This window comes from Micromonospora sp. WMMD558, assembly GCF_049315255.1.
In the GTDB taxonomy this organism is placed as follows: Bacteria; Actinomycetota; Actinomycetes; order Mycobacteriales; family Micromonosporaceae; genus Micromonospora.
On the sequence record NZ_CP186061.1, the window covers coordinates 5016586 to 5042503 of the forward strand.

The window sequence follows — 25918 nt, forward strand, 5'->3', positions numbered from 1 at the left end:
GGGCGGCGACTACCCGTCCCGCGCCGGCCCACGCCTGCCCGGCGACGACCGCTCAGCCGTGCACGCCGCCGCTGCGGTCGCGGGCCTTCAGCCGGGTGGTGGGCAGCGCGGGTGCGGGCAGCGGCGGCGCCGGGTCGTCGGCGACCACGCCGAAGCGGCGCCCGGCCATCCAGTCCTCCCGGGCGGCGGCGACCTCCTCGTGTGAACGCCCGACGAAGTTCCACCACATCACCAGCGGCTCGTCGAACGGCGTGCCGCCGAGCAGCAGCAACCTGCTTCCCGGCTCACCGCGCAGGGTCAGCCGCTCCCGCCCCGTGCCCAGGTAGAGCAGCGCCCCCGGGGTCAGACCCACCCCGTCCACGTCGGCGGCGCCGGACATGGCCAGCAGCCCGTACTCGAAGTCGGGGCGCAGCCGCAGCGTGGCCGGCGCCGGGCCGCGCGGCTCGAGCTGCGCGCCCAGCAGCGGCGTGTGCACCACCGCCGGAGAGCGCTCGCCGGCCAGCTCGCCCACCAGCAGGGTCACGTCGAGGTCGTCGTCGCGCCAGCGCGGCAGCTCCGCGTGGTGGGCGAAGTCCGCCGCGCCGGCCCGCGCCGGGTCCGGCAGCGCCACCCACAGCTGCACGCCGTGCATGAGGGGCGGATGCTGCGCCGGCGACCGTTCGGAGTGGGCGATGCCGTGCCCCGAGGTCATCACGTTGAGCTGGCCCGGGCGGATCGGCTGCACGTTGCCGAGGCTGTCGCGGTGCAGGATCTCCCCGTCCAGCAGCCAGGTCACCGTCTGCAGGCCGGTGTGCGGGTGCGGCGGCACCTCCATGCCGGGCCGCTCGGCGACGTCGTCCGGGCCGAAGTGGTCGACGAAGCACCACGCCCCGACGAGTCGCCGCTGCCGCTGCGGAAGCAGCCGCCGCACCGTCGTGTACCGCCCCAGCGGCACGTCGTGGCCGGGCAGCAGCACGCTGCCGGGATCCACCGTCGCCACACCAGGTGGGCGGGTCTCCGCCGGCATCTTCTCGGTACGCTCCACGGCCCGACTGTACGCCCACCGACCTGCGCTCAACCCCAGGTGACCGTCACCGCGGTGGCGCCCGCGGACCGGCCCGGCTCCGGAACGGGCAACCCGCCGCCACCAGCAGCCGTCCGGCGTACGACCACGGCGGCCGTGCTCCGACGGCCGCAGCCACGGGCGGGCGCTGCCCGGTCGGTGGATCGGGCTGGGGTTGGCTCGCGTGCTGGGCTCCGTTGGTGACGCCTACGGCACAGACGCCGCTGGCCGGCACCCGGGTTCGGGTGCCGGCCAGCGGCTTGGTTCCCCCTGTCGAGGAAAGACTGTGGGTCAGTTGTTCCAGTGCTCGGCGACGAGGTCGGCGGCCTGGGTCTCCCACTGGGCGTAGTGGAACGGGTAGGCCGACACCTGCACGGTCTGGGCGGCCTTGGTCAGCGGCATGTCCTGCCAGCCGTCGACCTGCTTGAGACCCTTCAGGAACGCCAGCGTGGAGTATTCGGGGTCGGTGATCTGCTCGACCGTGCCCCACCCGCTGGAGGGGCGCTGCTGGAACAGGCCCTGCGAGTCGTGGTCGTTGCGCTCACCCAGGTGACCCAGGTTGACCAGCTTCGACTCCTGCAACGCGGTGGCGATGGCCACCACGGCGGCCCGCTCGTCCATGTCGGCCTTCTTCGTCGCCGCGATGATCGCCTTCACATTCGCGGTCTGCTCGTCGTCCAGGTCGATGCGGGACTGCTTGCCCTGCACACCGTGCGGAATCAGCTTGCCGGTGTCGGGCTTGTCGGCCAGCACCGTGGCGGCGACCGGCTTGGACTCCACCGACGGGGCGGCGGTGGCGGGGCCGGCGACCACGCCACCGGCGAAGGCCAGACCAGCAACACCCAGAACGCTCTTACGCAGCAGCTTCGAGTTCATGACAAGCTCCATTCGGGGGAAGACGCCACCCACCCGCAAAGGGGGGACAAGGGGTGTGGTGACGCAAGCACCGTCCGGCGCTCACAGACATTCAGGGGATGACCACCAGGCCCAAGGGGGGCGGGCAGGTGGTGATCGAAAGACCGGCGAACCGGGGCCGGGGCCCTCGTGGTGCCGGGTCCAGATGTAACGACCACCGGCCCGCCATCATTCCGGCCGGGCCCGAGGACCCATGCCCCACCCGCTCGGGTGGGCGGCCCTACTCGATCGTCCAGGTGATGTAACGACCCCGCCCCCGCCCCCATTCCACCCCCACGATGCCGCCGACCACACCCCCAAACCAGACACCCGGGCGTGACACGGCACAGACCAACCGGACACACCACCCAGCACGCGCACGCGACGCATCGAGATCACGGAGGAATTCGGCCCCTCCAGGGGCCAAACCCTTCCAAGATCTCGCCCCGGCACAGGGCTCCAACCCCGACCAGGCAAAGGCGAGCACATGACCGACGGCACGCGTCGGTGAACCGGACAGGGGTGACGGTCCGTACTCGGGGACGGTTCGGCGAAGTCGCCGACGCGGGCGGCAACGGGGCCGCCGGGAGCGATCGAAGGGACGTGTCGGGATGCCGGAGACCGTCGAGACGGTGTTCGCCCGGGTGGTCACCCGGAACCCGGGTGAGCCGGAGTTCCACCAGGCGGTTCGGGAGGTGTTGGAGAGCATCGGGCCGGCCCTGGCGCGACACCCGGAGTACGCCGAGGCGCGGATCATCGAGCGCATCTGCGAGCCGGAACGGCAGGTGATCTTCCGGGTGCCGTGGGAGGACGACCACGGCCGGGTGCGGGTGAACCGGGGCTTCCGGGTCGAGTTCAACAGCGCGCTCGGCCCGTTCAAGGGTGGGCTGCGTTTCCACCCGTCGGTGTACCTGGGGATCGTCAAGTTCCTGGGCTTCGAGCAGATCTTCAAGAACGCGCTGACCGGGCTGCCGATCGGCGGCGGCAAGGGTGGGGCGGACTTCGACCCGAAGGGCCGCTCGGACCGGGAGGTGATGCGCTTCTGCCAGAGTTTCATGACGGAGCTCTACCGGCACATCGGTGCGCAGACCGACGTGCCGGCCGGGGACATCGGCGTGGGCAGCCGGGAGATCGGCTACCTGTTCGGGCAGTACAAGCGGATTACCAACCGCTACGAGTCGGGGGTGCTCACCGGTAAGGGCCTGGCGTACGGGGGTGCGCAGGCGCGCCGCGAGGCGACCGGGTACGGGGCGGTGTTCTTCGCCGAGGAGATGTTGAAGCAGACCGGGGACGGCATGGACGGCAAGCGGGTGGTGGTCTCCGGCTCGGGCAACGTGGCGATCTACGCGGTCGAGAAGGTGCACCAGCTCGGCGGGACGGTGGTGGCCTGTTCCGACTCGAACGGGTACGTGCTCGACGAGAAGGGCATCGACCTGGAGCTGCTGCGGGAGTTGAAGGAGGAGCGCCGGACCCGGCTGGAGGACTACGTACGCCATGTGCCGCACGCGGTCGCGGTCGCCGGCCGTACCGTCTGGGAGGTGCCCTGCGACGTGGCCCTGCCGTGCGCGACGCAGAACGAGATCGGCGGCGCGGAGGCCGCGGAGCTCGTCGCCGGCGGCTGCGTCGCGGTGGTCGAGGGGGCCAACATGCCGACCACCCCGGAGGCGGTGCGGATCCTCGGGCGGGCGGGGGTGCGGTTCGCCCCGGGCAAGGCGGCGAACGCGGGCGGGGTGGCGGTGAGCGCGCTGGAGATGCAGCAGAACGCCAGCCGCGACTCGTGGACCTTCGCGCAGTCGGAGCAGCGGCTGCGGGAGACGATGCGGGACATCCACGCCCGCTGCTGGGCGACCGCCGAGGAGTACGGGCTGCCCGGTGACTACGTGGCCGGGGCGAACATCAACGGGTTCCGCCGGGTGGCGGAGGCGATGCTGGCGCACGGGGTGGTGTGACTGACCGGTCGGTCAGTCGGTTCCATTGACACCGGTGGAACGGCGCGCCTACGTTCAGGTCCCTACCGGTCGGTAGGCCACCGTCCCGCCCGCTCACCACCGGGCGGCCACCGTCCCAGCGGGAGCGCCGATGCTGTCCTCGACCGCCCGTACCGTCCGACGTCTTCTCGGCGCCGGCGTGGCCCTGACCCTGACGGTCGGGCTCGCCGGCGCCGTGCCCGCGACCGCCGCCCCCGACCGCCACGGCGACGGCACGCAGCCGCTGCCCGGCTACACGATCAGCAACCCGCCGCTCGACCCGCTGGTGGTGGGCGGCGCGCCCACCACCGTCCGGCAGGGCGTCCACCGCCACTCCGCCTACATCGTCGAGGTCCCGGCGAAGTGGAACGGCGACCTGGTGATGTGGGCGCACGGCTATCGCGGGCAGAGCACGGTCCTGTCGCCGGAACCGCCCGGGTTCGGGTTGCGGCAGCGCCTGCTGGAGCAGGGGTACGCGTGGGCGTCCTCCTCGTACTACCGCAACGGCTTCGACATCAGGGCCGGCGTGTTGAGCACCCGGGACCTGGCCGACCACTTCCGTCGGGAGGTGCGGCGCCCGCACCGGACGTACCTGGCGGGCGCGTCGATGGGCGGCTACGTGATCGCCCGCTCGCTGGAGCAGTATCCCGGCTTCTACGCCGGCGCGCTGCCGCTGTGCGGGGTGCTCGGCGACCAGACGCTGCTGGACTTCTTCCTCGACTACAACCTGGTCGCGCAGGCCCTCGCCGGGGTCGACGCCTACCCGGTGCCGGCCGACTATTTGACCGCCGTGGTGCCGCGGATCCAGGTGGCGCTGGGCCTGACCGGGGTGACGCCCACGAGCCCGGGGATCACCAACGAGCGGGGGCGGCAGCTTCGGGACATCACCGTCAACCGGTCGGGCGGGCCGCGTCCCGGGGCGGATGTCACGTTCGCGATCTGGAAGGACTTCCTGTTCGGGATCAGCGTGCCCAACGGTGGTGACTCCCCCGCCGAGCGGCCCGGGCAGCTCGCCACCAACCTGTTCACCCGGTACGCGCCGAACAGCCCGGTGGACGTCAACGCCGCCGTGCGGCGCGTCGCCCCGGAGAACCTGCGGCAACGGCTGTCCCCGACCCTGACCGAGGTGCCCCGCGTCGCCGGCCGGCCCACCGCGCCGGTGCTCAGCCTGCACAACCTCGGCGACCTCTTCGTACCGTTCTCGATGGAGCAGGCGTACGCCCGCGACGTCGCGAAGCACGGCCGGAGCCGGCTGCTGGTCCAGCGGGCGGTCCGGGCCGCGCAGCACTGCGAGTTCACCCCGGCCGAGGCCGGCGCCGCCTGGGACGACCTGGCGTCCTGGGTACGCACCGGCAAGCGCCCGGCCGGCGACACCGTCACCGACCCGGCGGTGGTGGCGGCGGCGGACTACGGCTGCCGGTTCAGCGACCGGGCCGCGTACGCCGCCGGCGTCGGCACCCGCCGCCTCTACCCCGCCTGCTGACGAGCGCACCACGGGGCGGGCGCCCGCCGGGAGATCGACCCGGCGGGCGCCCGCCCACGACATGTCCGGGCCCTGCCCGGCGCGCGGTCACGTCAGCGGACGCTCCGGGTGTTGAAGCGGTGCCGCTGCCGCCACGCGAGCGTCATCAGCAGCAGGACGGCACCGGTGGCCACCAGACCGCCACCGACCTTCATCGGCGTGCTGGTGCTGGCACCCGTCACCGGCAGCGCGCTCTTCTTCTTGCGCAGGACGGTCACCTGGGCGGTGTCCGTACGGCCGGTCTCGCCGACCGCCTCGAAGAGGAAGTAGCCGGTGCGGCGCGGCGTGTAGGTCACCTCGAAGGTGCCGTCGGCCCGGGCGGCGAACGCCGCCAGGTCCGGTTCGTCGCGGCTGGGCCGGTAGGCGACCGGCGTCATCGCGACCCGGTCGCCGCTGCTGCCGCGTACGGCCGTCATGGCGTTGGCCAGCGGGCTCGAGGACACCCGGATGACGATGCGCTCGCCGGGGTTCCAGCCCCGTCCGAACAGCGTCACGGTCTCGCCGAGGATGATCTGGGGGTCGTCCACGGACAGCTCGACCCCACCCGGTGGGTACACCGGTGGTTGCGTCGGCTGCGGCTGCGCCGCCCCCGCCGCGGTCGGCGCGGCCGCGACGGCCAGACCGACCGTGAGCGCCATGATGATGCGGGATAGCCGCATGATTGGTTCCCTCCTACTGGTCACAGCTTGGTGCGGTAGTTACTTGGGTGGTCCATGGAGTGGCGGTGGGGGTCAGCCACAGTTCGGCCGTCCCACTGCCGGTCTTCGCGGTGTGCACGGTCACCTCGACGGTCCGGGAGGCCCCCGGTGGGACTTCGATGTTCGCCGTGGCCACCTGCCGTTTCCGCTCGGTGCCGGTGCCCACCGGGAGGTCGGCGCCGTCGAGCCGCGCGCCCTGCACGCCGCCGCCGGCCGGGCTGTAGACCGACACGAGCGTGCGGACGGTGTAGGGATCGCCCGCCAGGCCGAGACCGAGCACGGACTCGCTGAGTCCCGTCTTCGGCGCCGTCGAGCGCAGGGTGACCCGCAACCGCAGTTCCCTGCTTCCGTCGTCCTGGCAGTCGCCGACCGTCAGGGTCGCCTCCGGCCGGAGGTAGTAGCCGAGCTTCGCGCCGCTGCCGTCGTTGAGGAACACGCCGACCGTCGGCACGGTGTCCTTCTCCGGAAGCACCCCGGCCATCCGGCTGTCGCCGAGCGTCCGTTGCTCTTCAGGTCGGGCACTCCAGAACAATATCCGGCGTTCGGTGACACTACGGTCAAATGCGGACAATAGCCCCATCGGGTCGACATTCTTCGTGAACAGCGTGTGGAACACCGATGCCGCGGCGGTCGCGAAGTACTCGTCCTGCTCACGCAGGTCGAGGCGTTGATAGGCCTCGCTGAGCAACGTCCGCACCACGGTGTCCGCCGCCAGCGGCACCCCGCCGGGAACCATGACCGGGCCGGTGGCCTTCAGCAGGTACGACAGGACGACCGGGTCGACGGCGAGGACACCGTCCACGGCCGTCCCGGTCTTTCGGCGGTACATCTCCCGGTAGAGAGCGGCCGCCGTCGGGAAGTGCGGGGTGAGGTTGACGTCGGCCGGATAGATCCCGGGCAGGTCACCCCAGAGGGCGCGGACCTCCTCCGGGACCTTCAGTGCCTTGGTGAACCGGCCGAGCTGCGCGCTCGTGCCCTGGCGGCCGAGCCGCACCCGCCCGCCCTCGGCGTGCAACAGGGCGTACGCGCCGATGAGGCCGCCGGTGGCCCGGAGTTCGGCGGGGTTCTGCGAGACCAGCAGGTAGCTGCGCGGGCCGGCGACACCGAGCAGCGGCGGTAACAGCCGGGTGGCCTGGCCGGCCGCGGCGGTCAGGCCGGCGAGCCGGTCGATCTCTCCCCGCAGGCCGGCGAGGGCCGCCCGGACCTGGTCGACCAGGCCAGCGGTGGGCACCTCGGCGAGACTCGCCCGGCTCCGTCGCACGGTGGCGTCGATCGCCGCGAGGTCGGTGGAGAGGGCGCGCAGCCGCTGGACGTCGAGCCGCCCCGCCTTCGGCAGCAGGGTGCTCAGGTCGGTCCGCAGCAGCGCCGGGAACGCCTCCCGGGCCAGGTCGTCGATGGCGACGGCGATCTGCCGGACGGCCACCAGGTTGTCCCCGGCGTACGGGGCCTGCCGGCCGAGCCGCCAACCGGGGTCGCCGGTGGCCGCGCGGGCGGCGGCAGCCTGTTCCTGCAGCGCGGCGAGCGTGCGCCGGGCCCGCTCGGTGTCCCCGGTGACCACCTGGGCGCTGAGGTCACGGGCGAGCCCCGCGGCGTTGACCAGGTGGGCGCGGGCCTGCCAGCCCCGGAAGCCGACCCAGCCGGCCGAGACCAGCAGCACCGAACCGGCCACCAGAGCGGCGAGCAGCGCGCGCCGCAGGCGGGCCTGCCGACGCCGGCGGGATCGACCGCGCCGTCGACGCGGTGCCTCGCTCTCCCTCACAGACACTCCGTTCCCCCGGAATCGGACACTAGGGATGATTTCTCCGTCGTTCTTAACACGTAACGACCGACGTAGTGGGAAATTGACGGTCTTGACCGTTACGAGAGTGAAGCTCGTACTCCCAGCGCGCGACGCCGCGCCCGGTCGGGCACGGCGTCGCGGTCGGTATGGGATCAGCTCAGCGAGCGGCGGCCTCGTACAGCAGCCGCTCGATGCGGTCCACACCGGCCGGCATCGACATCTGCCGCAGGTACGCCTCGCGGCCCCGGCGGCCCATCTCGGCCCGGGCGCCCGACGGGATCGTGGCGGCCAGCCAGAAACGGTCGGCGAGCGTCGCCCAGTCCTCCGGCGGGCAGGACAACCCGGCACGGGCCCGCTCGACCAGCTCGGCGGCGTCCCCGCCGGCCGACACGACGACCGGCGCCGCGCAGGAGAGCGCCGCCTGGAGCTTCCCGGGCAGGGTGCTGCGCAGCTCCGGCAGGTCCCGCAGCATGACCAGCTGGTAGTCGGCGGCGGCGTACAGCTCCGGCATGTCCAGCGGCGAGCGCCGCTCGACGAACCGCACGTTGTCGGCGCGCAACTCGGCGGCGAGCCCCCGCACCCGCCGCTCCTGCTCGCCCGACCCCACCAGGACCAGATCCATCGTGCGGTCGAGCGCCACGGCCGCCCGTACCGCCGTCTCCAGGCCCTGTCGCGCGCCGATGGTGCCGGCGTGCATGACCACGCACCGGTCGTCCCGGCGGACCAGCCGTCGCGCCGCCGGGCTGGGTCGGGCCGGCTGGAAGATCCGCTCGTCGGTCCAGTTGAGGACCACGTCGACCCGGGCCGGGTCGGCCCCGGCGGCCACCACCAGCTCGCGCATCGACGGTGCGGCGACCGCGACCCGGTCGGCCGCCCGGTAGGTCCGCGCCATCGCCCCGGCCACCCGGGCCTTCCACCGGCCCTGCTCGCCGGCGGCGGGCTCCTCCTCGGCCCACACGTCCTGCACGTGCAGGACGGTCGGCACCCGGCCGAGCAGCCGCAGCAGGGCCGCGGCGGCGAACGCGGTCGCCGGCGGCTGGTGCACGTAGAGGGCGTCGACGCCGGCGAGGAACCGCCGGCCGACCAGGGACGCGCTGCCGGCGAACGACAGGTAGCCGGCCATCCGGCTCCGGACCGACCCGTCTCCCCCGGCGTAGCGGGGCACCCGGCGCACGGTCAGCCGCTCGCTGCGGGTCTCGTGGTGCCAGCGCTGGCGCCACCCCGGATAGATGTGGCCGCCCGGATAGTCCGGGAAGCCGGTCAGCACCCGCACCTCGTGGCCACGGCGGGCCAGCTCCTCGGCGAGGCTGCCGGGGATGAAGGCCGGTTCCGGTGGAAAGTGGTACGACAGGATGCCGATCCTCATCGCGACTCCCCGATGCTCGGCGCGGCACGGTGACGCGCCCGGCGGGTGTCCACGTACGATGCGGGCAACCCCTCCGCGTCCGGCCGCCCGTGCCGGACGCCCGCCGTCTCCGCGTCCGCAAGAGGGGTCCTGATGATCGACCGGGTGCTGTTCGTCTGCCACGCCAACCTGTGCCGGTCACCGATGGCCGAGTACCTGGCCCGACGGCTGCTGGCCGACCGCCCGGTCGAGGTGGCCAGCGCCGGCACCGACGCCGTCGACGACCTGTCCATGCACCCGTACGCGGCCGAGGTCGCGGCCGGGACCGGCGCGGACCCGACCGGGTTCCGCACCCGCCGGTTGCGCCGCGAGCACCTGACCGGCGCGACGCTGGTGCTGACCGCGACCCGGCGCCAACGTTCGGTGTGCGCCACCCTCGCCCCGGCCGTACTGCACCGGACGTTCACCCTGCGCCAGTTCGGGCGGCTCGCCGCCGCGGCGGAGCCGGCGTCGACGCCGGCCGACGACCCGCTGCGCGCCGCGGTCGAGGCCGCCGCCCGCGCCCGGGGGCGACTGCAACCAGCCGCCCCCGACGCGGATGACCTGCGGGACCCGATCGGCGGCACGGCCGCCGACTTCCGACGCTGCGCCGAGGAGATCGAACGGTCGCTGCGACCCCTCGCGGCGCTCATCGGGACAGCCGGGTGAGTTCCTGCGTGTGGTCGCTGACCACGCCCGGCTGCCCGGCGTGCCGGGGACCGGCGACCCGCTCGGCCGGCACGGCGGGCGGCTCCGCGGCCGCGACCACCCGGTAGGCCTCGTACTGGTAGGCCTCGGCCTTCGGCACCTTGGCCATGTTGAGGACGCAGCCGAGCAGCCGCACCGAGACCGAGTGCAGCGACCGGGCGGCGGTGGCCACCTGCGAGCGGGACGTCCGGCCCTGCTGGGTCACCAGCAGGGCGCCGTCGGCCTGGACGGCGACCACGACGCCGTCGGTGACGGCGAGCAGCGGCGCGGTGTCGATGATGACGATGTCGGCCGATTCGCGCAGCGCCAGCAGCAGGTCGGCCATCGCCTTCGAGCCGAGCAGTTCGCTCGGGTTGGGCGGAGCCGAACCGCTGGGCAGCACCAGCAGTGACTTGTCGCCCCAGCGCTGGACGACGTCCCCGACCTGCACGTCGCCGACCAACACGTCGGTGAGCCCGACGCCGTTGTCCAGCCCGAGGTAGTCGCCGACCTTCGGGCGACGCAGGTCCGCGTCGACCAGCAGCACCCGCCAGCCGGCCTCGGCCAGCGCGATGGCGAGGTTGCAGGAGAGGGTCGTCTTCCCCTCGCCCTGCAACGCGCTGGTGACGGCGATGACCCGGGCCGGCTCGTGCACGTCGACGAAGCGCAGGTTCGTCCGCAGTTTCCGGACCGCCTCGGCCCGGGCGGAGGTGGCGGCCTCACCGACGATCAGCGGGGAGGCCTTCGCCGTGCCCTCGTACGGGATCTCCCCGAGCAGCGGACTGCCGGTGACGCGCTGGAGACCGGCGGCGTCGCGCAGCCGGACGTCGGCGAGCCCGCGGAGGATCGCCAGGCCGACACCGGCGAGCAGGCCGATCAGCGCTCCGATCGCGAAGTTGCGGACCGGCTGCGGGGAAACCGGGGTCGGGCTGACCCGCGGCCCACTGACGACCTCGATCTTGATCGGGCCGGCCTTGCCGTCCGGTGTGGTCTCGACCTTCTGCACCAGTTCGACGAACTTCGCCGACAGGGCCTCGGTGACCCGCAGCGCGCGGGTCTGGTCGGTGTCGGTGACCGAGGCGCGCAGCAGGACCGTACCGGCCTCGGTGGAGGTGCTCACCCGTCGCTGGACCTGCTCGGCGGTGAGCCCGACCGGGTTGTCGGCCACCACGCTCTGCGCGAGGCGGTCGCTGGTCAGCAGTTCCGCGTACGACTTCACGCGCTGCTGGAGGAACAGACCGCCCTGGTAGGCGTCGGTCACCCCCTGGCTGGGCGTGGTGACGAAGAAGGTCACCGAGGCGACGTACCGGGGCTGGGCCCGGACGGTGACCAGGGCGGTGACGCCCATCGCGACCAGGAGCGTGACGAGGACGATCCACCAGTGCCGGCGCACGAGGCGGAGGTGGCGGTACAGGTCCATCAGGCGCGCCTCCGTACCAGGCCGGTAACGCCAAAGAACTTCACGAAAACCCCCAAGGTCGTCTTAATCGCGTGAAACCATTAAAGCGGCTCGTGCGTCTTATGTCCGGAGTTATGCATTTTCGACTAACAGCCGGGCACACATTTCCCCAGGGACAAACGGAACGGCGCGAGCGAGGTCACGTCGTCTCCGTTCGCGGCCGTTCGCCCGGCTGGATAGGGTTACGGGCGGTGTGCCGGGAAGCCTGGTCGGCGATCGATGCCTCCTGCCCTCGACCCACCGGATGGATCACGCATGACCGACCGCACCCCGCAGCCCGGCCGCTTCCGGCTGTTCTCGCGTACCTCCTGGCCGGAGGCGCGCTTCCTGGCCGACGTGCTGCGCACCGAGACGGTTGGCGGCGGCCTGCTGCTGCTCGGCGCGGTCGTAGCGTTGATCTGGGCGAATTCGCCGTGGGGGGACGCGTACACCGCGGTCACCAAGTGGGTGCCCTGGTCCGGCGGCTCGGCCCTGCACCTGGACCTGACGCTCGCGAAGTGGGCGGCCGACGGCCTGCTGGCGATCTTCTTCTTCGTGGTCGGCCTGGAACTCAAGCGCGAGTTCGTCGCCGGGGAACTGCGCGACCCGCGGCGCGCCGCCCTGCCGGTGGTCGCCGCGCTCGGCGGAATGGCGATGCCCGCGCTGATCTACGTGGGGGTCAACCTCGCCGCGGGCGGCGAGGGCCTGCGGGGCTGGGCGATCCCCACCGCGACCGACATCGCCTTCGCCCTGGCGGTGCTGGCCGTGATCGGCTCCTACCTGCCCCAGGGGCTGCGGGCCTTCCTGCTCACCCTCGCCGTGGTCGACGACCTCTTCGCCATCACGATCATCGCCATCTTCTACACCGACGACTTCAGCCTGCTGCCGCTGCTCGGCGCGCTGGCGCCGATCGCGCTGTTCGGGCTGCTGGTGCAGCGCCGCCGAACCTGGTGGTGGGCCCTCATCCCGCTCGCCGTGGTGGCCTGGACGCTGGTGCACGCCTCCGGCGTGCACGCCACGGTGGCCGGCGTGCTGCTCGGCTTCACCGTCCCGGTGCTACGCGGCAAGGAGGGTGACCGGCACGGGCTCGCCGAGCACCTGGAGCACCGCTGGCGGCCGGTGTCCGCGGGCTTCGCCGTGCCCGTCTTCGCGTTCTTCGCCGCCGGGGTGTCGCTGCGCGACGCCGACCTGGGGGCGGTGGTCACCGACCCGATCGTCGTCGGCATCGTGGCCGGGCTGGTGCTCGGCAAGGCGATCGGCATCCTCGGCTCGACGTTCCTGCTGGCCCGGTTCACCCGCGCTCAACTCGACGAGGACATCACCTGGTCGGATCTGCTCGGCGTCGCCCTGCTCGCCGGCATCGGCTTCACCGTGTCACTGCTGATCGGCGAGCTGGCGTTCGGCACCGGAACCGCGGCGGACGGCAACGTGAAGGCCGCGGTGCTCAGCGGCTCGCTGATCTCGGCCCTGCTCGCCACCGCCGTCCTGGTCCGCCGCAACGCCGCCTACCGGCGGATCGCCGAGGCGGAAAAGGTGGACTCGGACCGCGACGGCATCCCCGACGTCTACCAGCGCCGCGACGCCTGACCGGAGCACCTCGCGGGGGCGGGCGCCGGACGGACACCGCTGTCGGGGCCGGGCACCGCGGCGGGCCGGGCGGGGGCCGCCCGGTGCCCGCCGCCGCTCGTCAGGCCCGCCCCTCGGTACGGCGGCGACGCTCCTCCTGCTCGTCGGCCAGGGCGTCGCTCACCGGCTCCATGAGGTCGTCGCCGGGCACCGCGACCTCCTCCGCCCGGTCCTGCTCGTCGGCCCGCCCGCCGGGCGGCGGCTCGGGCGCCGTGGCGCCACCGGCGAAGCCGTACTCGTTCGGCTCGTCATGTCTGCTCATGGGGTCAACCTCCCGGAACGTCCGCGTTCACCGCCCACCGTCAGCGGCGGTCCGTGATCGTCTTTCCCCGGACGGGGGGCGGATAGTCGCCCGGAAGCGGTCAGGACCGCCCAGAGCAGCCGGCGCAGCGCGATGATCGCCGCGGCCGTGGCCAGGTCCACCCAGCCCTGACCGGCCACGAGCCGGAGCAGGCCGGCGGCGGTGAGCAGGTCCAGCAGCACGCGCAGGGCGGCGCGGCCGGAGCCGGTGCCGACCAGCACGGCCACCCCCGCCACGGCGGCGAGCGCCGTGACGACGGTGACCAGGGTGCTGATCACGCCTCGTCCCGGCCCTGCACCTGCCGCTGCTCCTCGCGGATCTCCCGGCCCAGGAAGTAGTTCAGCGCGGTCCGGATGGCGGCGATGGCGGCCAGCTGGCCGATCTGGGTGAAGGTCGGCGACGCGGCCGTCCGCAGGATGTCCGCCGCGAGCAGGAACTCCAGTCCGAGCGTGAGGGCCCGCCCCAGAGCGAGCCGGATCGGGGTGCACACCTTCGCGGTGCGGTGCCGCAGCCCTTCGACGACGAACCGGGCCGCCGCCCAGACCGCCCCGACGAAGATGATGATCGCGCCGGCGAGCTCCACCGTGGTGATCAGGAACCCGTACCCGTGCCGCAGGACGTCCCCCACCCGCTGGCGTTACCCGTCGGACGGGCGGGTAGTCGGCAGGTCAGGTGAGCTGGTCGACGGCCTCCAGAATCAGCCACAGCCCGCAGACGGCGAAGAGGATCGCGGCGCCGTACCTCACGGTCTTCTCGGGCAGCTTCCGGCCGAGCAGCCGGCCCACGAGGATCGCCAGGGCGTCGGCGGCCACCATGCCGACGGTCGAGCCGATCCACGTGCCGAACCAGCCGTACTGGGTGGCCAGGGTGATGGTGGCCAGCATGGTCTTGTCGCCCAGCTCGGCGAGGAAGAACGCCACCCCGACCGCGACGATCGCCGACTTGCTGCTCTTCTGCGCCTTGCGCCGCTCCTCCTCGGTGAGCACGTCGCCGCGCAGGGTCCACGCGCCGAAGCCGAGGAACGCGACGCCCGCGAGGAGGGAGATCCACTCGGTGGGCAGCGCGGCCCCCAGCCCGTAGCCGATCGCCACCGACGCCAGGTGCACGACGGCCGTGGCGACGGTGATGCCGATCAGCACCGGCAGCGGCTTGAAGCGGGTGGCGAAGGTCAGGGCCATCAGCTGGGACTTGTCCCCCAGCTCGGCGACGAAGATGACGCCGAAGCTGACCACCAGCGCGACGAGGAAACCCTCCATGACATCCTTCCGGATCAGGCCGGGAGGAGGTACGGGGCGCCCTCGACCCGGCTGCACAAGCCTGGGTCGAAGGTCTCGCCCGCCCCGTGGGTGCGGGGCCGCGTGGCCGGGTGCGGAACGCACCAGTGTGTCGACCACGACGTTGGGGGCTACTCCCCTTCGCTGCGCTCACCCTAGCCGATCACCCGAGCGGCGGGGTGCCGGGGGTGAACAGCCGCAACCGGTCAGTCCGCGCGGGCCAGCGTCACCCCGAAGAGGCCGCCGGGATCGGTCCAGAAGTCGTGGGCGGTGAAGCCCGCCCCGGCCAGCTCCGCGGCGATCCCCTCCGGCCGGAACTTCGCCGAGACCTCGGTCCGCAACTCCTCCCCGACGGCGAACGTCACGTCGAGGTCGAGCACCCGTACCCGCATCGGCCGCAGCGCCCGCAGCCGCATCTCGATCCACTCCCGCTCCGGATCCCAGCACGCCACATGGCAGAAGGCCGCCGGGTCGAAGTCGGCACCCAGCTCCCGGTTGATCACCCGCAGCACGTTGCGGTTGAACTCGGCGGTGACACCGGCCGCGTCGTCGTACGCCGGCACGATGACCGCCGGGTCCTTGACCAGGTCGGTGCCGACGAGCAGCCAGTCCCCCGGTTCCAGGGAGGACCGCATCTGGGTCAGGAACTCCCCGCGCTCGGCCGGCAGCAGGTTGCCGATCGTGCCGCCGAGGAACACCACGAGCCGCCGGCCACCGGCGGGCAGCCGGTCGAGGTGGCGGGTGAAGTCGCCGACGATGCCGCGGACCCGGAGGCCCGGATAGTCGGCGGCGATCTCGGCGGTGGACTGCCGCAGGGCGCTCACCGACACGTCCAGCGGGACGAAGGTGCCCAGGTCGCCGTGCCGGGTGAACGCGTCCAGCAGCAGGCGGGTCTTCTCCGACGAGCCCGAGCCCAGCTCGATCAGCGTCTTGGCTCCGGTGACGGCGGCGATGTCGCCGGCGCGTTCGGCGAGCACCGCGCGCTCGGCCCGGGTCGGGTAGTACTCCGGCAACCGGGTGATCTCCTCGAAGAGTTGACTGCCCCGCGCGTCGTAGAACCACTTCGGGGGCAACCACTTCTCCTCGGCGGTCAGCCCGGTGCGCACGTCCTGCCGGAGGCTGCGTCCCAGGTCCTGCTCCTCGAGGTGGATCTCCAACGGCTCCGCGCCCATCTCTGCCCTTCCTGTCGAGGTGTCTCGGTGGGCGGTCACGCCTCCGTCAGGGCGCGGACCCGCGCCCCGGTGGCGGTGGCCTCCACCAGATGCCCGTCCGGCACGTCCTGCCAGCCGGGGTCGTCGTCGTGCGGCTCGGACGCCAGTAGCACCGAGGCCGGCGTCGTGCGGAGCGACAGCGCGTGCCCGACCACGCTCGCCACCACCGTGTGCCCGTCGGTGAGCAGCAGGTTGAGGCGCGACCCGGGTGCCGTCCGGGCCACCGCGACGACCGTCTCGGCGACGGCCCGGGCCGGCTTGATCCCGGACCGCAGCCGGTGCCGGACCAGCGCCCACAGCAGCGCCGAGTCGGTGGCCGCGTCGAGGGTGAGCAGGTCCCGGACGGGCAGCGCGGCGGCGAGCGGGACCATGCTGTCCGGCCAGCCCCGCACCGCGCCGTTGTGGCTGAACAGCCAGCGTCCCTCGGCGAACGGCGCGGCGGCCGAGTCCAGCACCGCCATGCCGACCGTCGCCGAGCGCACCGCCGCGAGCACCGCGCCCGCGGACGTGACGCCGGCGAGCTGCTCGATCGTCGGGTCGCTCCAGATCGGCTGCGCCCGCCGGTAGCGCACCGGCTCGCCGTCGCCCGGGTACCAGCCCACGCCGAAGCCGTCGGCGTTGATCGTTCCGCCGCCGCGCATGTCGCGCGGCGCCCAGGACTGGCGCACCAGCGAGTACGGCGGATCGAACAGCAGCTCCCGCAGGGTGACCGGGGGCCCGAGGTAGGCCAGGTGGCGGCACATCAGGCGCCCACCCTCACGCGTGGGCCTCCTCGGGCGTCGCGTTCCGGGCGCAACGGAACCCGCTGAAGATCTGCCGCCGGATCGGATAGTCCCAGTTGCGGAACGTGCCCCGGCAGGCCGCCCGGTCGGTGCCGAACGACCCGCCGCGCAGCACCCGGTAGTCGTCGCCGAAGAAGACCTCCGAGTACTCCCGGTACGGGAAGGCGGTGAAGCCCGGGTGGCCACGGAAGCTCGTCGAGGTCCACTCCCAGACGTCGCCCATGAGCTGGTGGACGCCCAACGGTGACGCCCCGGCCGGGTACGCGCCGACCGGCGCCGGCCAGAGGTGCCGCTGGCCCAGGTTGGCGTGGTCGGCCGTCGGGTCCTCGTCGCCCCAGGGGTAGCGGCGGGAGCGGCCGGTCGCCGGGTCCCAGCGGGCCGCCTTCTCCCACTCCGCCTCGGTGGGCAGCCGCTTGCCGGCCCAGGCGGCGTACGCCTCCGCCTCGTAAAAGCAGACGTGCACCACCGGTTCGTCGGCGCGGACCGGCGCCCAGCGGCCGAAGCGGCGGTACGCCCAGCCGTCGCCGTCGCGACGCCAGTGCATCGGGGCGGACAGCCCCGCCTGCTGCCGGTGCGCCCATCCGGCGGTGCTCCACCAGCGGGCGTCGTCGTAGCCGCCGTCGGCGATGAACCCCGCGTACGCGCCGTTGGTGACGGGTGCCGCGTCGATCGCGTACGCCGGGAGGTGCACCCGGTGCGCGGGGCGTTCGTTGTCCAGCGCCCACGGGTCGGTGTCGGTGCCCATGGTGAACTCGCCGGCCGGGATCAGCACCTCACCGCCGACCCGGGCCCGCGGCTCGGGCGGGGGCGGGGCGTCCAGGACGGCCGCGCCGGAGCGCAGCTGGTGGGTGGCGAGCATGGTCTCGTCGTGCTGCTGCTCGTGCTGGACGATCATGCCGAAGGCGAAGCCGTCGGCGATCAGCGGGCGGTCTGTGAAGGGCACCCGGTCCAGCAGGTCGAAGACCTTGTCCCGGACCGTCGCCACGTAGGCGCGGGCCTCGGTCGGTGGCAGCAGCGGCAGGGACGGCCGGTCCCGGCGGGGCTGTTTGAACGCGTCGTAGAGGTCGTCGATGTCGTGGCGGACCGGTGGGCGGCCGCCGACGTCGCGCACCAGCCAGAGCTCCTCCTGGTTGCCCACGTGGGCGAGATCCCACACGAGCGGGGACATCAGGGGCGAGTGCTGCCGCATCAGGTCCTCGTCGTCGACCGCGTCGGTCAGGGCGGCGGTGCGGGCGCGGGTGCGGGCCAGTTCCGCCGCGATCCGTGCCCGCACCGCCTCCCCGTCGCGCCGGTCCGTCGTCGTCTCCGTCACCGCTGCCTCCTCCCGGCGGCCGCACGCCGCCGCCGTACGCCTCGGTCGATTTCGTCGTGCAGCGCCGCCGGCAGCCCCAGCCGGGGCAGCGCGACGAGCGCCAGGTCGAACAGGTCGGCGGCGGCGGCCGCGAGGCCCCGGTCGTGCAGGCCGTGGCGGGCCGCCGCGGTCCACCGGTGGGCCTGCGGGCGGGCGAGGGCCTGCGCCGCGTGGGTGGTGGCCGGGTCGGCCAGCAGGGCGGCGACCACCGCCACCGGCACCGTCCACGCCCGCCCCGGCTGCGCGTCGAGGTAACGCAGCTCCAGGTAGCCGCGCGGGCGTACCGGCGGGAACAGCGTGCTCACGTGGTAGTCGAGGTCGTCGGTGGTCGGCGGTCGGGGCAGCGCGCCGGCGAGCCAGTCGGCGAAGGTGACGCCGGCCGGCGGTGTCCAGTCGGGACCGGCGTCGCGCAGGCAGAGCAGCGGCGCGGCGAGCACGTACGCCGTCCAGCTCGCCACCGGGTCCGTGTCGCCCTGCTCCGGCGTCCACACCGGGTGGGTGCGCTCCGGGTCGATGGCGAGCCAGGCGGCCATCCGGGCCGACGCCCAGCCGGTGGGCCGCCCGGCGTGACGGCCGGCCGTGGCGAAGGCCGCGACCAGGGGCGGCCCGATCGCGTGCGCGGTGGCCCACCGGTCCGGGAGGTGCTCCGCCTCCCCGGCGTCGAGGCAGACCTGGAGACCGGCGGTGCTGTACATCATCGTGCGCCCGGCCGGGCCACGCCGGTCGAACACCCGGCGCATCGCGCGGTAACGGGGGGTCTCCAGCACCGCCCGTGGCGGCCGGTGGGGATCGATGCCGTCGCGGCCGAGAACCAGCCCGGCCGGCGCGAGAAGCGCCGACAGTTGGGCGATGTCGGCGTCCGTCGCGTCGACGAGCGCGGCGATCGAGGTGCGTGGAGCGGTGGAGATCTCCACCTGCCCGCCCGGCTCGACGGTCACCGTGCTGCCGTGCCGGAGCCGCTGGGCGGGGCTCGTGCTGTGCAGGGTGCGGGGGCAGTGCGGCCCCAGCGCGGCCCGCAGTCGGTCGGCCTCGACCGGGCGGGCGGGGTCGACGGCGTCGTGCACCGTCCATTCCAGCTCGACTCCGACGTGGCGGGGTGGGCCGGTCTTGAAGCAGATCCGGGCGATGTGGCCCGCGGCCGCGGCGGACGAGGAGAGGACGGTGGCCCGATCCACCTCCGGAGACGTCACCACAGGTTCGGCCCCTTTCGCCGCCCGACGTCCGGTCCGAGCCACCGTAACGCGACCCACCGACATCGGCAGGCGCCGGCGGGCCGACCTCCTTCTGTCTAGCAGACGAACGTCCCGTGTCCGGGGTAAACGCGAACCGGATTCAGGGGGTGGTCGACGCGGTCGGTGTGGGCCCCGACTTGGGCTTCTTTGTCTTCGGGGGCTCCGGCTCGCCGACCCGCTCCCGGCAGTAGTCGGTCACCTGCCCGCGACCGCCGGCCGCGGCGACGAGATCCGCGAAGCCGGGCGTGTCGAGGGCCTTCTCCCGCTGGGCCGGCGACTTCGCCAGGTACGCGCGGCACTGCCCGTCCAACTGGGCGGCCCGCTCGCGGGGTGACGGTGAGCCGGGACCGGTCGAGGGCGCCCCGGCCGTGGGCGTCGGCGGCCCGGACGGCGTCCCGCCCGGCGTGCCGGTGCTGGCGCCACCGCCCGGGGTGCCGCCGGGACCGTCGGTCTCGCCCGGGCCGCTCACACCGGTGGTCGGGGCCGGGCGGGGTGGCGGGGCGTCGGGACGGTCGATGGCGACGGCCGCGAACGCGACACCGGCGGTCGCGGTGGCGGCCGCTCCGGCGGCCCAGGCGAGCACCCCCGCGGTGACCGGCCGACGCCGTCGCCGCGGCTCCGGCGCCGGGGTCGGGGTGGCGCGGGCGGCGCGGAAGGCGGCGAGGGCCGCCTCCTCACCGGCGAGTTCGTCGGGCCGCCCCGGGGCGGCCGCGGCCGACAGGAGTCGGGACAACGGTTCGGCGCCGGCACCCGGGACGGCGTCGGGCGCGGCGTCGAGGAGCCGGTCGAGCGCGGCCCGGTCGGCCCGCGCGGAACGGCGGAAGAACATCCTGAGTCCCCTCACGTCAACCGTCCGCCGGTTCGGCGTGCGGCGTCTGCCGGCGCGCGTCTCGGGGACGAGGTGGGGTCGCATCCTCGGCGGCGGTGGCCGGGGCGTCCTCGCCGCGGCGTTCCAACAGTGCGGCGAGCCGGCGCAGTCCCCGGTGGGCCGCGGTCCGGACGGCGCCGGGGCGCCGGCCGAGCACCCGCCCGGCGGTCTCGGCGTCCAGACCGAGGACGGCCCGGAGGAGGACGGCCTCCGCCTCCCGGGGCGGCAGCGTGCCGATCAGGGCGAGGGCCGCCTCGGTCCCGATGGTCTCGCCGGCCCGCTCGGCCGTGTCCGCGTCGCTGGCCAGGTCGCTCAACGCCTGCACGGGCACGGGGAGCGAGGGACGCCGGCGCTGCCGGCGCAGGTGGTCCATCGCCCGGTTCCGGGCGATGGTGACCGTCCAGGCGCGGAACTCCCCGCCGGTGAAGCTGGGCAGGTCGCGGGAGACCTGCAGCCACGTCTCGGAGGCGACGTCCTCGGCGTCCGCCCCGACCAGGGCGGTCAGGTAGCGCAGGAGACCGGGCTGGAGGCTGCGGTAGAGGAAACGGAAGGCCTGTTCGTCCCCGGCCTGCGCCGCGACGACGGCCTCGTTCAGCTCACCGGTCACGCCGCCCGCTTCCGTTCGGCCCCACCGGGCCGGCACACGCCCGTGGGCGCGACCTCAACCCGGTCCGGCAGCCGGACCTGATCCCGCACCCTCAGCCCCCCGCTGACCTGATCACGCCAGGGCCGCTCGGCCCGACCGTTCGCCTGGGCTCCACCAGGACGGCCCCGCCGTCGGCGTACCGCCGCCGACAACGTCGTGTGGGCCCGAGCCGGGCCAACGCTAGGAGTCGTGGGCCGATCGGACAAGTCGCCCGAGGTCAGGAAAAGAGTGAGAATAATCAACACGATCAGCCGGCGCGTCGCCGTAACGTTACGACTCCTCCGGGCGCTCCGCACGCGGCGCAACGGGCGAACGCGACGTTTGCCCAGGGTAAAGCACGGGTGAAGTCGCTCCCGTCACCGCACGTAGTCGCCCGGTGACAGCGCACCGGAGCCGGACGCTCACCCGACGCCGCGCGAGGGCTGGTGGGCCCGCCCGCGCCGGCCGGCCACGACGCGCCGACCATGCACCCTCTGGGTACGGTAGTGCTGTGTTGTCATCGGAGGTCGTGCTCAGCGGTCGGTACCGCCTGGACGAACGTGTCGCCACGGGCGGCATGGGTGACGTCTGGCGGGGCACCGACCTGGTCCTGGGCCGGCAGGTGGCGGTCAAGGTGCTGCTGCCCGCGCTCGTCTCCGATCCCGACTTCATCGCCCGGTTCCGGGCGGAGGCGCGGATCATGGCCGCGCTGCGGCACCCGGGCATCGTCCAGGTCTTCGACTACGGCGAGGACCAGCTCGACGACGGCAGCCGTGCCGACTACCTGGTCATGGAGTTCGTCACCGGCGAGCCGCTGTCGCGACGGATCGAGGCCGCCGGCCGGCTCGACGTGGCCGAGACCATGTCGATCGTGGCGCAGGTGGCGCAGTCGCTGCACGCCGCGCACAAGAACGGCATCGTGCACCGCGACGTCAAGCCGAGCAACCTGCTGGTGCAGGAGGACGGCAACGTCGTCCTGGTCGACTTCGGGGTGGCCCGCTCGACCAACGTGACCAGCATCACCAGCACCAACGCGGTCCCCGGCACCGCGCTCTACATGGCGCCCGAGCAGGCCGCCGGTCGGCCGGTCTCCGGAGCCACCGACATCTACGCACTGGGCGCGGTGGCGTACTGCTGCCTCAGCGGCAGCCCGCCGTTCACCGGCGACAACCCGCTCCAGGTCGCCGTCCGGCACCTCGACGACGAGCCGCCGGAGCTGCCCCACGACATCCCCGAGGCCGTGCGGGCGCTGGTCGCCCGGGCACTGGCGAAGGACCCGGCGGACCGGTTCAGCAACGGCGCGGCCATGGCGGCGGCGGCCCGGGCCGCCGTGTCGGACCCGTCGGCGGCGACGACGGTCGTGCCCGCGGCGGGCGCGGCGGCGCTGCGCGACGCCGGGCCGCACACCCGCGCCGACGTACCCGTCGCCGCGGCGCCGGCACGCCGACGCGGGCGCGGCCCCCTGGTGGGAGCGGCCACCGCCGTACTGGTGGGGGTCGCCGGTCTGGCGGCGGCGCTGGGCATCAGCGGCGCGGCGGATGCTCCGGCGGGGGTCAAGGTGCCGGAGGCGACGACACCGGTCGACGACGGGACCGGTGACGCGGCGGTGCCGGTGCTGCCGGCGGAGACCACCTCGTCCGCTCCGCAGCGCCCCTACCGGCCGGCCGGGTCCACCAGCCGCCCGTCGCCGTCGGTGAGCCCGTCGCCGACGGGCGAGCCGAGCCCCACGGCCGAACAGCCGACCACCCCGCCCCCGACGTCGGATCCGACGACGCCCGATCCCGAGCCGACCACGAGCGACCCGGGGACGCCCCCGACCACGCCGCCGCTGCCGAACCCGACCACCACGGAGCCGGCGAACCCGACCACCTGACCCGGCGGTGCCGCCACTCGACGGCACCGCCGACCAGGTTTCCGGCGCGTCACTGGGCGCCGAGCGCCTCCACCACCGGCCGGGACAACGCCCGGCGGGCCGGCAGCACCGAGGCGGCCAGCGCGGCGACCACCGCCACGCCGAGGATCAGCCCGAGCTGGCCGAGCGGCAGCACCACCGAGAACCCGTCGCTGAGCCGGCTCAGCAGGGCCATCGCCGCCGCGCTCACGGCGGCGCCCAGGCCCACCCCGAGCACGGCCCCGACCAGCGCGGTCAGCACCGCCTCGACGGCGAGCATGCCCCGCATCCGTCCGCGGGTCAGCCCGACCGCGCGCAGCACGGCGTTCTCCCGGGTCCGTTCGACCACCGACAGGGACAGTGTGTTCGCGACGCCGACCAGCGCGATCACCACGGCGAGGCCGAGCAGACCGGTGACGATCGCGAGCAGCATGTCGACCGTGCCGGTGAGCATCTTCTTGTACGCGCCCTGGTCCATCAGGTTGACCGTCGGGTAACGCACGACGACCGCCTCGATTGCCGCCCGCGCCCGGTCCGGCGTGATCCCACCGGCCGGGTCGATCTCGGCGAGGATTCCCCGCTCGTCCGGGAAGAGGACGATGAAGTCGGCGTCCACGACGTGGACCACGTGGCCCGCCGGCACCGGGCTGCCCGCGAACGCCGGCCCGCCGTCGGTGACCACGGCGACCACCCGCAGCGGCCGGCCCCGCACGGTGATGGCGCTGCCGGCCGTCCACCCCCGCGCCTCAGCGAGTTCCCGGCCGACGAGCGCCGTGCCGGGCCCGAGCCGGTCCGGGTCCCCGGCGAGCACACCGGTCAGCGTCCGGCCGACCAGCGCGGGATGGGCGGCCCGCACCTCCACGTCCGACCACAGGCCACTGCGCTGCTCGTGGACGACCGCGAGCTCCGGCCGTGCCCGCAGCTCGCCCACGACCGCGGCGGGCAGCGGGCCGCCGATGCCGGTGACCAGCCAGTCCACGCCGATCTCGGCGTCCACGCCGCGTTCGATCCCCGCCTTGGTGCTGTGCGCGCCGACCACGAAGGCGGAGACCAGCCCGATGCCGATCACCAGTGCGGTCGCGGTCGCCGCGATCCGGCGCGGGTTGCGGACGGCGTTCGCCACCGCGAGACCGGCGGTCGCCCCGAACAGCCGGCGCGCCGGCAGACCGAACACCCGGACCAGGGCGGGAACCAGCACCGGTCCGAACAGGACGATCCCGAAGAAGGAGAGCGCCCCGCCCGCGGCGACCAGCGGCACCTGCACCGCCGGTCCCGCGGTGAGCAGGGCGGCGATCCCGGCGGCGAGGACCAGCGCGCCCGCGGTCAGCCGGAGCCACCCGGCCCGTCGCGTCGGTTGCACCGCCGCGTCGGTCAGCGCGGCCACCGGCGCCACCCGGGTCCCCCGCCAGGCCGGCGCGAGGGCGGCGCCCACGGTGACCGCCGTGCCCAGTGCCAGGCCCGCCAGGACCGTCGGCGCGGTGATGGTCAGCCCGCCGGGAACCGGCGCGTCGAGCCGCGACATGAGCTGGTTCAGGCCACCCGCCAGGCCCACCCCGAACAGCACGCCGAGCGCCGACGCGGCCAGCCCGACCACGGCGGCCTCCAGCACCGCGGCCCGGAACAGCTGCCCGCGGGTGGCCCCGACCAGCCGCAGCAGCGCGGTGCGGCGGGTCCGCTGGGCGAAGACGATCGCGAACGTGTTCGCGATGACGAACGCGGCGACCACCACCGCCACGGCGGCGAAGGTGAGCAGCACCAGGTTGAACTGCTCCAGGTTGCGTACGGCGTCCTCGACCGCCTCGTCGAGGATCCGGGCCCGCGTCTTCACCGTGGCACCGGTGCCCACCGCCGCCGCCACCGCGTCCGCGAGACCCGTGCCGTCGCCCGCGGACGCGGCGGCGACGAGGATCCGGTCGTAGCCGCGCTGCCCGGTCACCGCGAGCGCGTCCGCCCCGACCAGGCCGACGAACGGGCCACCGACGTCCCGGGCGGTGCCGGCCACGTCGACGGTGCCGACCAGGGTGTACGGGCGGGCGGCGCCGGCCGCGCCGCCGACGCGGACCGGCGCGCCGACGGCGAAGCCCTCCTCGGCCACGGTCGGCGCGTCCACGACCACCTCGCCGGGACGGTCCGGCAGCCGGCCGGCGACCACGTCGTACGAGCGCAGCGCGGGGTCGGTGGGGATGGCGGCGAGGACCACGTAGCCAAGCACGGGCCGGTCGTCGGCGCCGACGATCCCGCCGGAGCCGAGCAGTTCCCCCTCGGCGGCGGCCACCCCGTCGACACCGCGTACCCGCTCGACGAGCGCGGGAGACAGCGGTTCCGAGCCGGCCGGGTACACGCCGAGGTCGGTGTGGCGGTCGAAGGCGCCCGCCCGGTCGTACGCGCCGGCCCGCATGCCGTCGACGAACATCAGCGTGCCGGCGACGAACGCGACGCCGAGCACGACGGCGAGGGCGGACAGCAGCAGGCGCGGCGCCTCGGCCCGCAACGAGCGCAGGGTCAGCCGGATCACCGGGCCACCGCCTCGGGACGGCGGGCCGGATCGAGGCGGGCGAGGGCGTCGAGCACGCGCTCGGCGGTGGGCTCGGTCAGCTCCGTCACGAGCCGGCCGTCGGCGAGGAACACCACCCGGTCGGCGTGGCTCGCGGCGACCGGGTCGTGGGTCACCATGACCACCGTCTGGCCGAGCGCGTCGACGGCCTCCCGGAGCAGCCGGAGCACCTCGGCACCGGACCGGGAGTCGAGGTTTCCGGTGGGTTCGTCGGCGAACACCACCCAGGGCTTCGTGACGAGGGCCCGCGCCACCGCGACCCGCTGCTGCTGGCCGCCGGAGAGTTCGGCCGGCCGGTGCCGCAGCCGGTCACCGAGGCCGACTGCGGTCACCACCTGGCGCAGCCAGGCCGGATCGGGGCGCCGGCCGGCGAGCGCCAGGGGCAGGACCACGTTCTCCTCGGCGGTGAGCGCCGGCAGCAGGTTGAACGACTGGAACACGAAGCCGATCCGGTCCCGGCGCAGCAGCGTCAGTCCCCGGTCGTCGAGCCGCCCGAGGTCGGCCGTGCCCACGTGGACCGTGCCGGCGTCGGCGCGGTCCAGGCCGGCGAGACAGTGCAGCAGGGTGGACTTGCCGGAGCCCGACGGGCCCATGATGGCGGTGAACGCGCCCGCGGCGAAGTCGACGTCGACCGAGTCGAGGGCGACGACGGCGGCCGGGCCGGTGCCGTAGCGGCGGGTCAGGCCGCGGGCGGTGACCGCGACACCGGCGGTGGCGTGTGCGGGAGGTGCGACGGGCATGTCTGCTCCCCGTGGGTCGGAAGTGTGAACGCTTCCGACGCTATGGACGCC

General features: G+C 74.2%; 23 protein-coding genes. 5 read left to right on the top strand and 18 right to left on the bottom strand.

Annotated elements, in window-relative coordinates; genetic code table 11:
- Positions 1-52: 52 nt before the first annotated feature.
- On the bottom strand, positions 53-1024 hold the full coding sequence (locus tag ACN26Y_RS23895; RefSeq protein ID WP_155332432.1) for a pirin family protein: 972 nt from the start codon (positions 1022-1024) through the stop codon (positions 53-55).
- A 309-nt stretch (positions 1025-1333) separates the two neighbouring features.
- The gene (locus ACN26Y_RS23900) at positions 1334-1918 is read right to left on the bottom strand and encodes a hypothetical protein (protein ID WP_422733563.1); all 585 of its coding nucleotides are present in this window, start codon (positions 1916-1918) and stop codon (positions 1334-1336) included.
- A 629-nt stretch (positions 1919-2547) separates the two neighbouring features.
- On the opposite strand from ACN26Y_RS23900, the gene gdhA reads away from it, so the two are divergent.
- Both gdhA and ACN26Y_RS23910 read left to right on the top strand, forming a co-directional pair.
- Positions 2548-3885, top strand: a complete 1338-nt coding sequence (gene gdhA / locus ACN26Y_RS23905; protein WP_155332434.1) for an NADP-specific glutamate dehydrogenase — start codon at positions 2548-2550, stop codon at positions 3883-3885.
- A gap of 130 nt (positions 3886-4015) precedes the next feature.
- Entirely contained in the window at positions 4016-5386 is a 1371-nt protein-coding gene (locus tag ACN26Y_RS23910; protein ID WP_155332435.1) for a hypothetical protein, read from the top strand.
- A gap of 92 nt (positions 5387-5478) precedes the next feature.
- Here ACN26Y_RS23910 and ACN26Y_RS23915 read toward each other — a convergent pair whose 3' ends face one another.
- The 3 genes from ACN26Y_RS23915 to ACN26Y_RS23925 form a co-directional block, all read right to left on the bottom strand.
- Complete coding sequence (locus ACN26Y_RS23915) at positions 5479-6084, bottom strand: hypothetical protein (RefSeq protein ID WP_366601062.1); 606 nt, start codon at positions 6082-6084, stop codon at positions 5479-5481.
- A 13-nt stretch (positions 6085-6097) separates the two neighbouring features.
- Positions 6098-7882, bottom strand: coding sequence for a DUF4012 domain-containing protein (locus ACN26Y_RS23920; protein ID WP_422733564.1), 1785 nt, complete (start codon positions 7880-7882; stop codon positions 6098-6100).
- Between the two features lie 178 nt (positions 7883-8060).
- Positions 8061-9269, bottom strand: a complete 1209-nt coding sequence (locus tag ACN26Y_RS23925) for a glycosyltransferase family 4 protein (protein WP_422733565.1) — start codon at positions 9267-9269, stop codon at positions 8061-8063.
- 132 nt (positions 9270-9401) lie between these two features.
- Between ACN26Y_RS23925 and ACN26Y_RS23930 the strand changes: the two genes are divergently transcribed.
- A complete protein-coding gene (locus ACN26Y_RS23930; protein ID WP_155332439.1) occupies positions 9402-9956 on the top strand; it encodes a low molecular weight phosphatase family protein in 555 nt (184 codons plus the stop codon).
- Here ACN26Y_RS23930 and ACN26Y_RS23935 read toward each other — a convergent pair.
- Positions 9937-11394: a polysaccharide biosynthesis tyrosine autokinase gene (locus ACN26Y_RS23935; RefSeq protein ID WP_155332440.1), complete on the bottom strand. Its 1458-nt coding sequence runs from the start codon at positions 11392-11394 to the stop codon at positions 9937-9939. The two genes, ACN26Y_RS23930 and ACN26Y_RS23935, sit on opposite strands and share 20 nt — an antisense overlap.
- 294 nt (positions 11395-11688) lie before the next feature.
- Between ACN26Y_RS23935 and nhaA the strand changes: the two genes are divergently transcribed.
- A complete protein-coding gene (gene nhaA / locus ACN26Y_RS23940) occupies positions 11689-12999 on the top strand; it encodes a Na+/H+ antiporter NhaA (protein WP_155332441.1) in 1311 nt (436 codons plus the stop codon).
- A gap of 100 nt (positions 13000-13099) precedes the next feature.
- Here the strand turns inward: nhaA and ACN26Y_RS23945 are convergent, their stop codons facing one another.
- The 10 genes from ACN26Y_RS23945 to ACN26Y_RS23990 all read right to left on the bottom strand — a co-directional run bounded on the left by ACN26Y_RS23945 (position 13100) and on the right by ACN26Y_RS23990 (position 20664).
- The gene (locus ACN26Y_RS23945; RefSeq protein ID WP_155332442.1) at positions 13100-13300 is read right to left on the bottom strand and encodes a hypothetical protein; all 201 of its coding nucleotides are present in this window, start codon (positions 13298-13300) and stop codon (positions 13100-13102) included.
- The gene (locus tag ACN26Y_RS23950) at positions 13297-13617 is read right to left on the bottom strand and encodes a hypothetical protein (RefSeq protein WP_155332443.1); all 321 of its coding nucleotides are present in this window, start codon (positions 13615-13617) and stop codon (positions 13297-13299) included. The genes ACN26Y_RS23945 and ACN26Y_RS23950 overlap by 4 nt, the downstream gene beginning before the upstream one ends.
- The gene (locus tag ACN26Y_RS23955; protein ID WP_155332444.1) at positions 13614-13967 is read right to left on the bottom strand and encodes a DUF1622 domain-containing protein; all 354 of its coding nucleotides are present in this window, start codon (positions 13965-13967) and stop codon (positions 13614-13616) included. The genes ACN26Y_RS23950 and ACN26Y_RS23955 overlap by 4 nt, the downstream gene beginning before the upstream one ends.
- Before the next feature lie 40 nt (positions 13968-14007).
- Positions 14008-14595 carry a TMEM165/GDT1 family protein gene (locus tag ACN26Y_RS23960; protein ID WP_155332445.1) on the bottom strand — a complete coding sequence of 196 codons (588 nt, stop codon included), beginning with the start codon at positions 14593-14595 and terminating at the stop codon, positions 14008-14010.
- Between the two features lie 224 nt (positions 14596-14819).
- Positions 14820-15785, bottom strand: coding sequence for an L-histidine N(alpha)-methyltransferase (egtD, locus tag ACN26Y_RS23965; protein ID WP_155332446.1), 966 nt, complete (start codon positions 15783-15785; stop codon positions 14820-14822).
- Positions 15786-15820: 35 nt separating this feature from the next.
- Complete coding sequence (gene egtC / locus ACN26Y_RS23970) at positions 15821-16567, bottom strand: ergothioneine biosynthesis protein EgtC (RefSeq protein ID WP_155332447.1); 747 nt, start codon at positions 16565-16567, stop codon at positions 15821-15823.
- Positions 16568-16580: 13 nt separating this feature from the next.
- Positions 16581-17918 (bottom strand): ergothioneine biosynthesis protein EgtB, encoded by a 1338-nt coding sequence (gene egtB / locus ACN26Y_RS23975; protein WP_422733566.1) that lies wholly within the window; start codon positions 17916-17918, stop codon positions 16581-16583.
- Complete coding sequence (egtA, locus tag ACN26Y_RS23980) at positions 17915-19150, bottom strand: ergothioneine biosynthesis glutamate--cysteine ligase EgtA (protein ID WP_422733567.1); 1236 nt, start codon at positions 19148-19150, stop codon at positions 17915-17917. The genes egtB and egtA overlap by 4 nt, the downstream gene beginning before the upstream one ends.
- 139 nt (positions 19151-19289) lie before the next feature.
- The gene (locus ACN26Y_RS23985) at positions 19290-20018 is read right to left on the bottom strand and encodes a hypothetical protein (protein WP_196255679.1); all 729 of its coding nucleotides are present in this window, start codon (positions 20016-20018) and stop codon (positions 19290-19292) included.
- Positions 20019-20034: 16 nt separating this feature from the next.
- The gene (locus tag ACN26Y_RS23990; protein WP_155332450.1) at positions 20035-20664 is read right to left on the bottom strand and encodes an RNA polymerase sigma factor; all 630 of its coding nucleotides are present in this window, start codon (positions 20662-20664) and stop codon (positions 20035-20037) included.
- A 529-nt stretch (positions 20665-21193) separates the two neighbouring features.
- On the opposite strand from ACN26Y_RS23990, the gene ACN26Y_RS23995 reads away from it, so the two are divergent.
- Positions 21194-22555: a serine/threonine-protein kinase gene (locus tag ACN26Y_RS23995; protein WP_155332451.1), complete on the top strand. Its 1362-nt coding sequence runs from the start codon at positions 21194-21196 to the stop codon at positions 22553-22555.
- A gap of 49 nt (positions 22556-22604) precedes the next feature.
- Here the strand turns inward: ACN26Y_RS23995 and ACN26Y_RS24000 are convergent, their stop codons facing one another.
- Entirely contained in the window at positions 22605-25088 is a 2484-nt protein-coding gene (locus tag ACN26Y_RS24000) for an ABC transporter permease (protein ID WP_422733568.1), read from the bottom strand.
- Complete coding sequence (locus ACN26Y_RS24005; protein WP_155332453.1) at positions 25085-25867, bottom strand: ABC transporter ATP-binding protein; 783 nt, start codon at positions 25865-25867, stop codon at positions 25085-25087. Before ACN26Y_RS24005 ends, ACN26Y_RS24000 begins: the two co-directional genes overlap by 4 nt.
- Positions 25868-25918: the final 51 nt, after the last annotated feature.

Excerpts from the sequence above, each read along its gene's own strand:
- ACN26Y_RS23900 (WP_422733563.1), bottom strand. The coding sequence starts at position 1,918 with ATGAACTCGAAGCTGCTGCGTAAGAGCGTTCTGGGTGTTGCTGGTCTG.
- gdhA (WP_155332434.1), top strand. The coding sequence starts at position 2,548 with ATGCCGGAGACCGTCGAGACGGTGTTCGCCCGGGTGGTCACCCGGAAC.
- ACN26Y_RS23910 (WP_155332435.1), top strand. The coding sequence starts at position 4,016 with ATGCTGTCCTCGACCGCCCGTACCGTCCGACGTCTTCTCGGCGCCGGC.
- ACN26Y_RS23915 (WP_366601062.1), bottom strand. The coding sequence starts at position 6,084 with ATGCGGCTATCCCGCATCATCATGGCGCTCACGGTCGGTCTGGCCGTC.
- ACN26Y_RS23925 (WP_422733565.1), bottom strand. The coding sequence starts at position 9,269 with ATGAGGATCGGCATCCTGTCGTACCACTTTCCACCGGAACCGGCCTTC.
- ACN26Y_RS23930 (WP_155332439.1), top strand. The coding sequence starts at position 9,402 with ATGATCGACCGGGTGCTGTTCGTCTGCCACGCCAACCTGTGCCGGTCA.
- ACN26Y_RS23935 (WP_155332440.1), bottom strand. The coding sequence starts at position 11,394 with ATGGACCTGTACCGCCACCTCCGCCTCGTGCGCCGGCACTGGTGGATC.
- nhaA (WP_155332441.1), top strand. The coding sequence starts at position 11,689 with ATGACCGACCGCACCCCGCAGCCCGGCCGCTTCCGGCTGTTCTCGCGT.
- ACN26Y_RS23945 (WP_155332442.1), bottom strand. The coding sequence starts at position 13,300 with ATGAGCAGACATGACGAGCCGAACGAGTACGGCTTCGCCGGTGGCGCC.
- ACN26Y_RS23960 (WP_155332445.1), bottom strand. The coding sequence starts at position 14,595 with ATGGAGGGTTTCCTCGTCGCGCTGGTGGTCAGCTTCGGCGTCATCTTC.
- egtD (WP_155332446.1), bottom strand. The coding sequence starts at position 15,785 with ATGGGCGCGGAGCCGTTGGAGATCCACCTCGAGGAGCAGGACCTGGGA.
- egtC (WP_155332447.1), bottom strand. The coding sequence starts at position 16,567 with ATGTGCCGCCACCTGGCCTACCTCGGGCCCCCGGTCACCCTGCGGGAG.
- ACN26Y_RS23985 (WP_196255679.1), bottom strand. The coding sequence starts at position 20,018 with ATGTTCTTCCGCCGTTCCGCGCGGGCCGACCGGGCCGCGCTCGACCGG.
- ACN26Y_RS24005 (WP_155332453.1), bottom strand. The coding sequence starts at position 25,867 with ATGCCCGTCGCACCTCCCGCACACGCCACCGCCGGTGTCGCGGTCACC.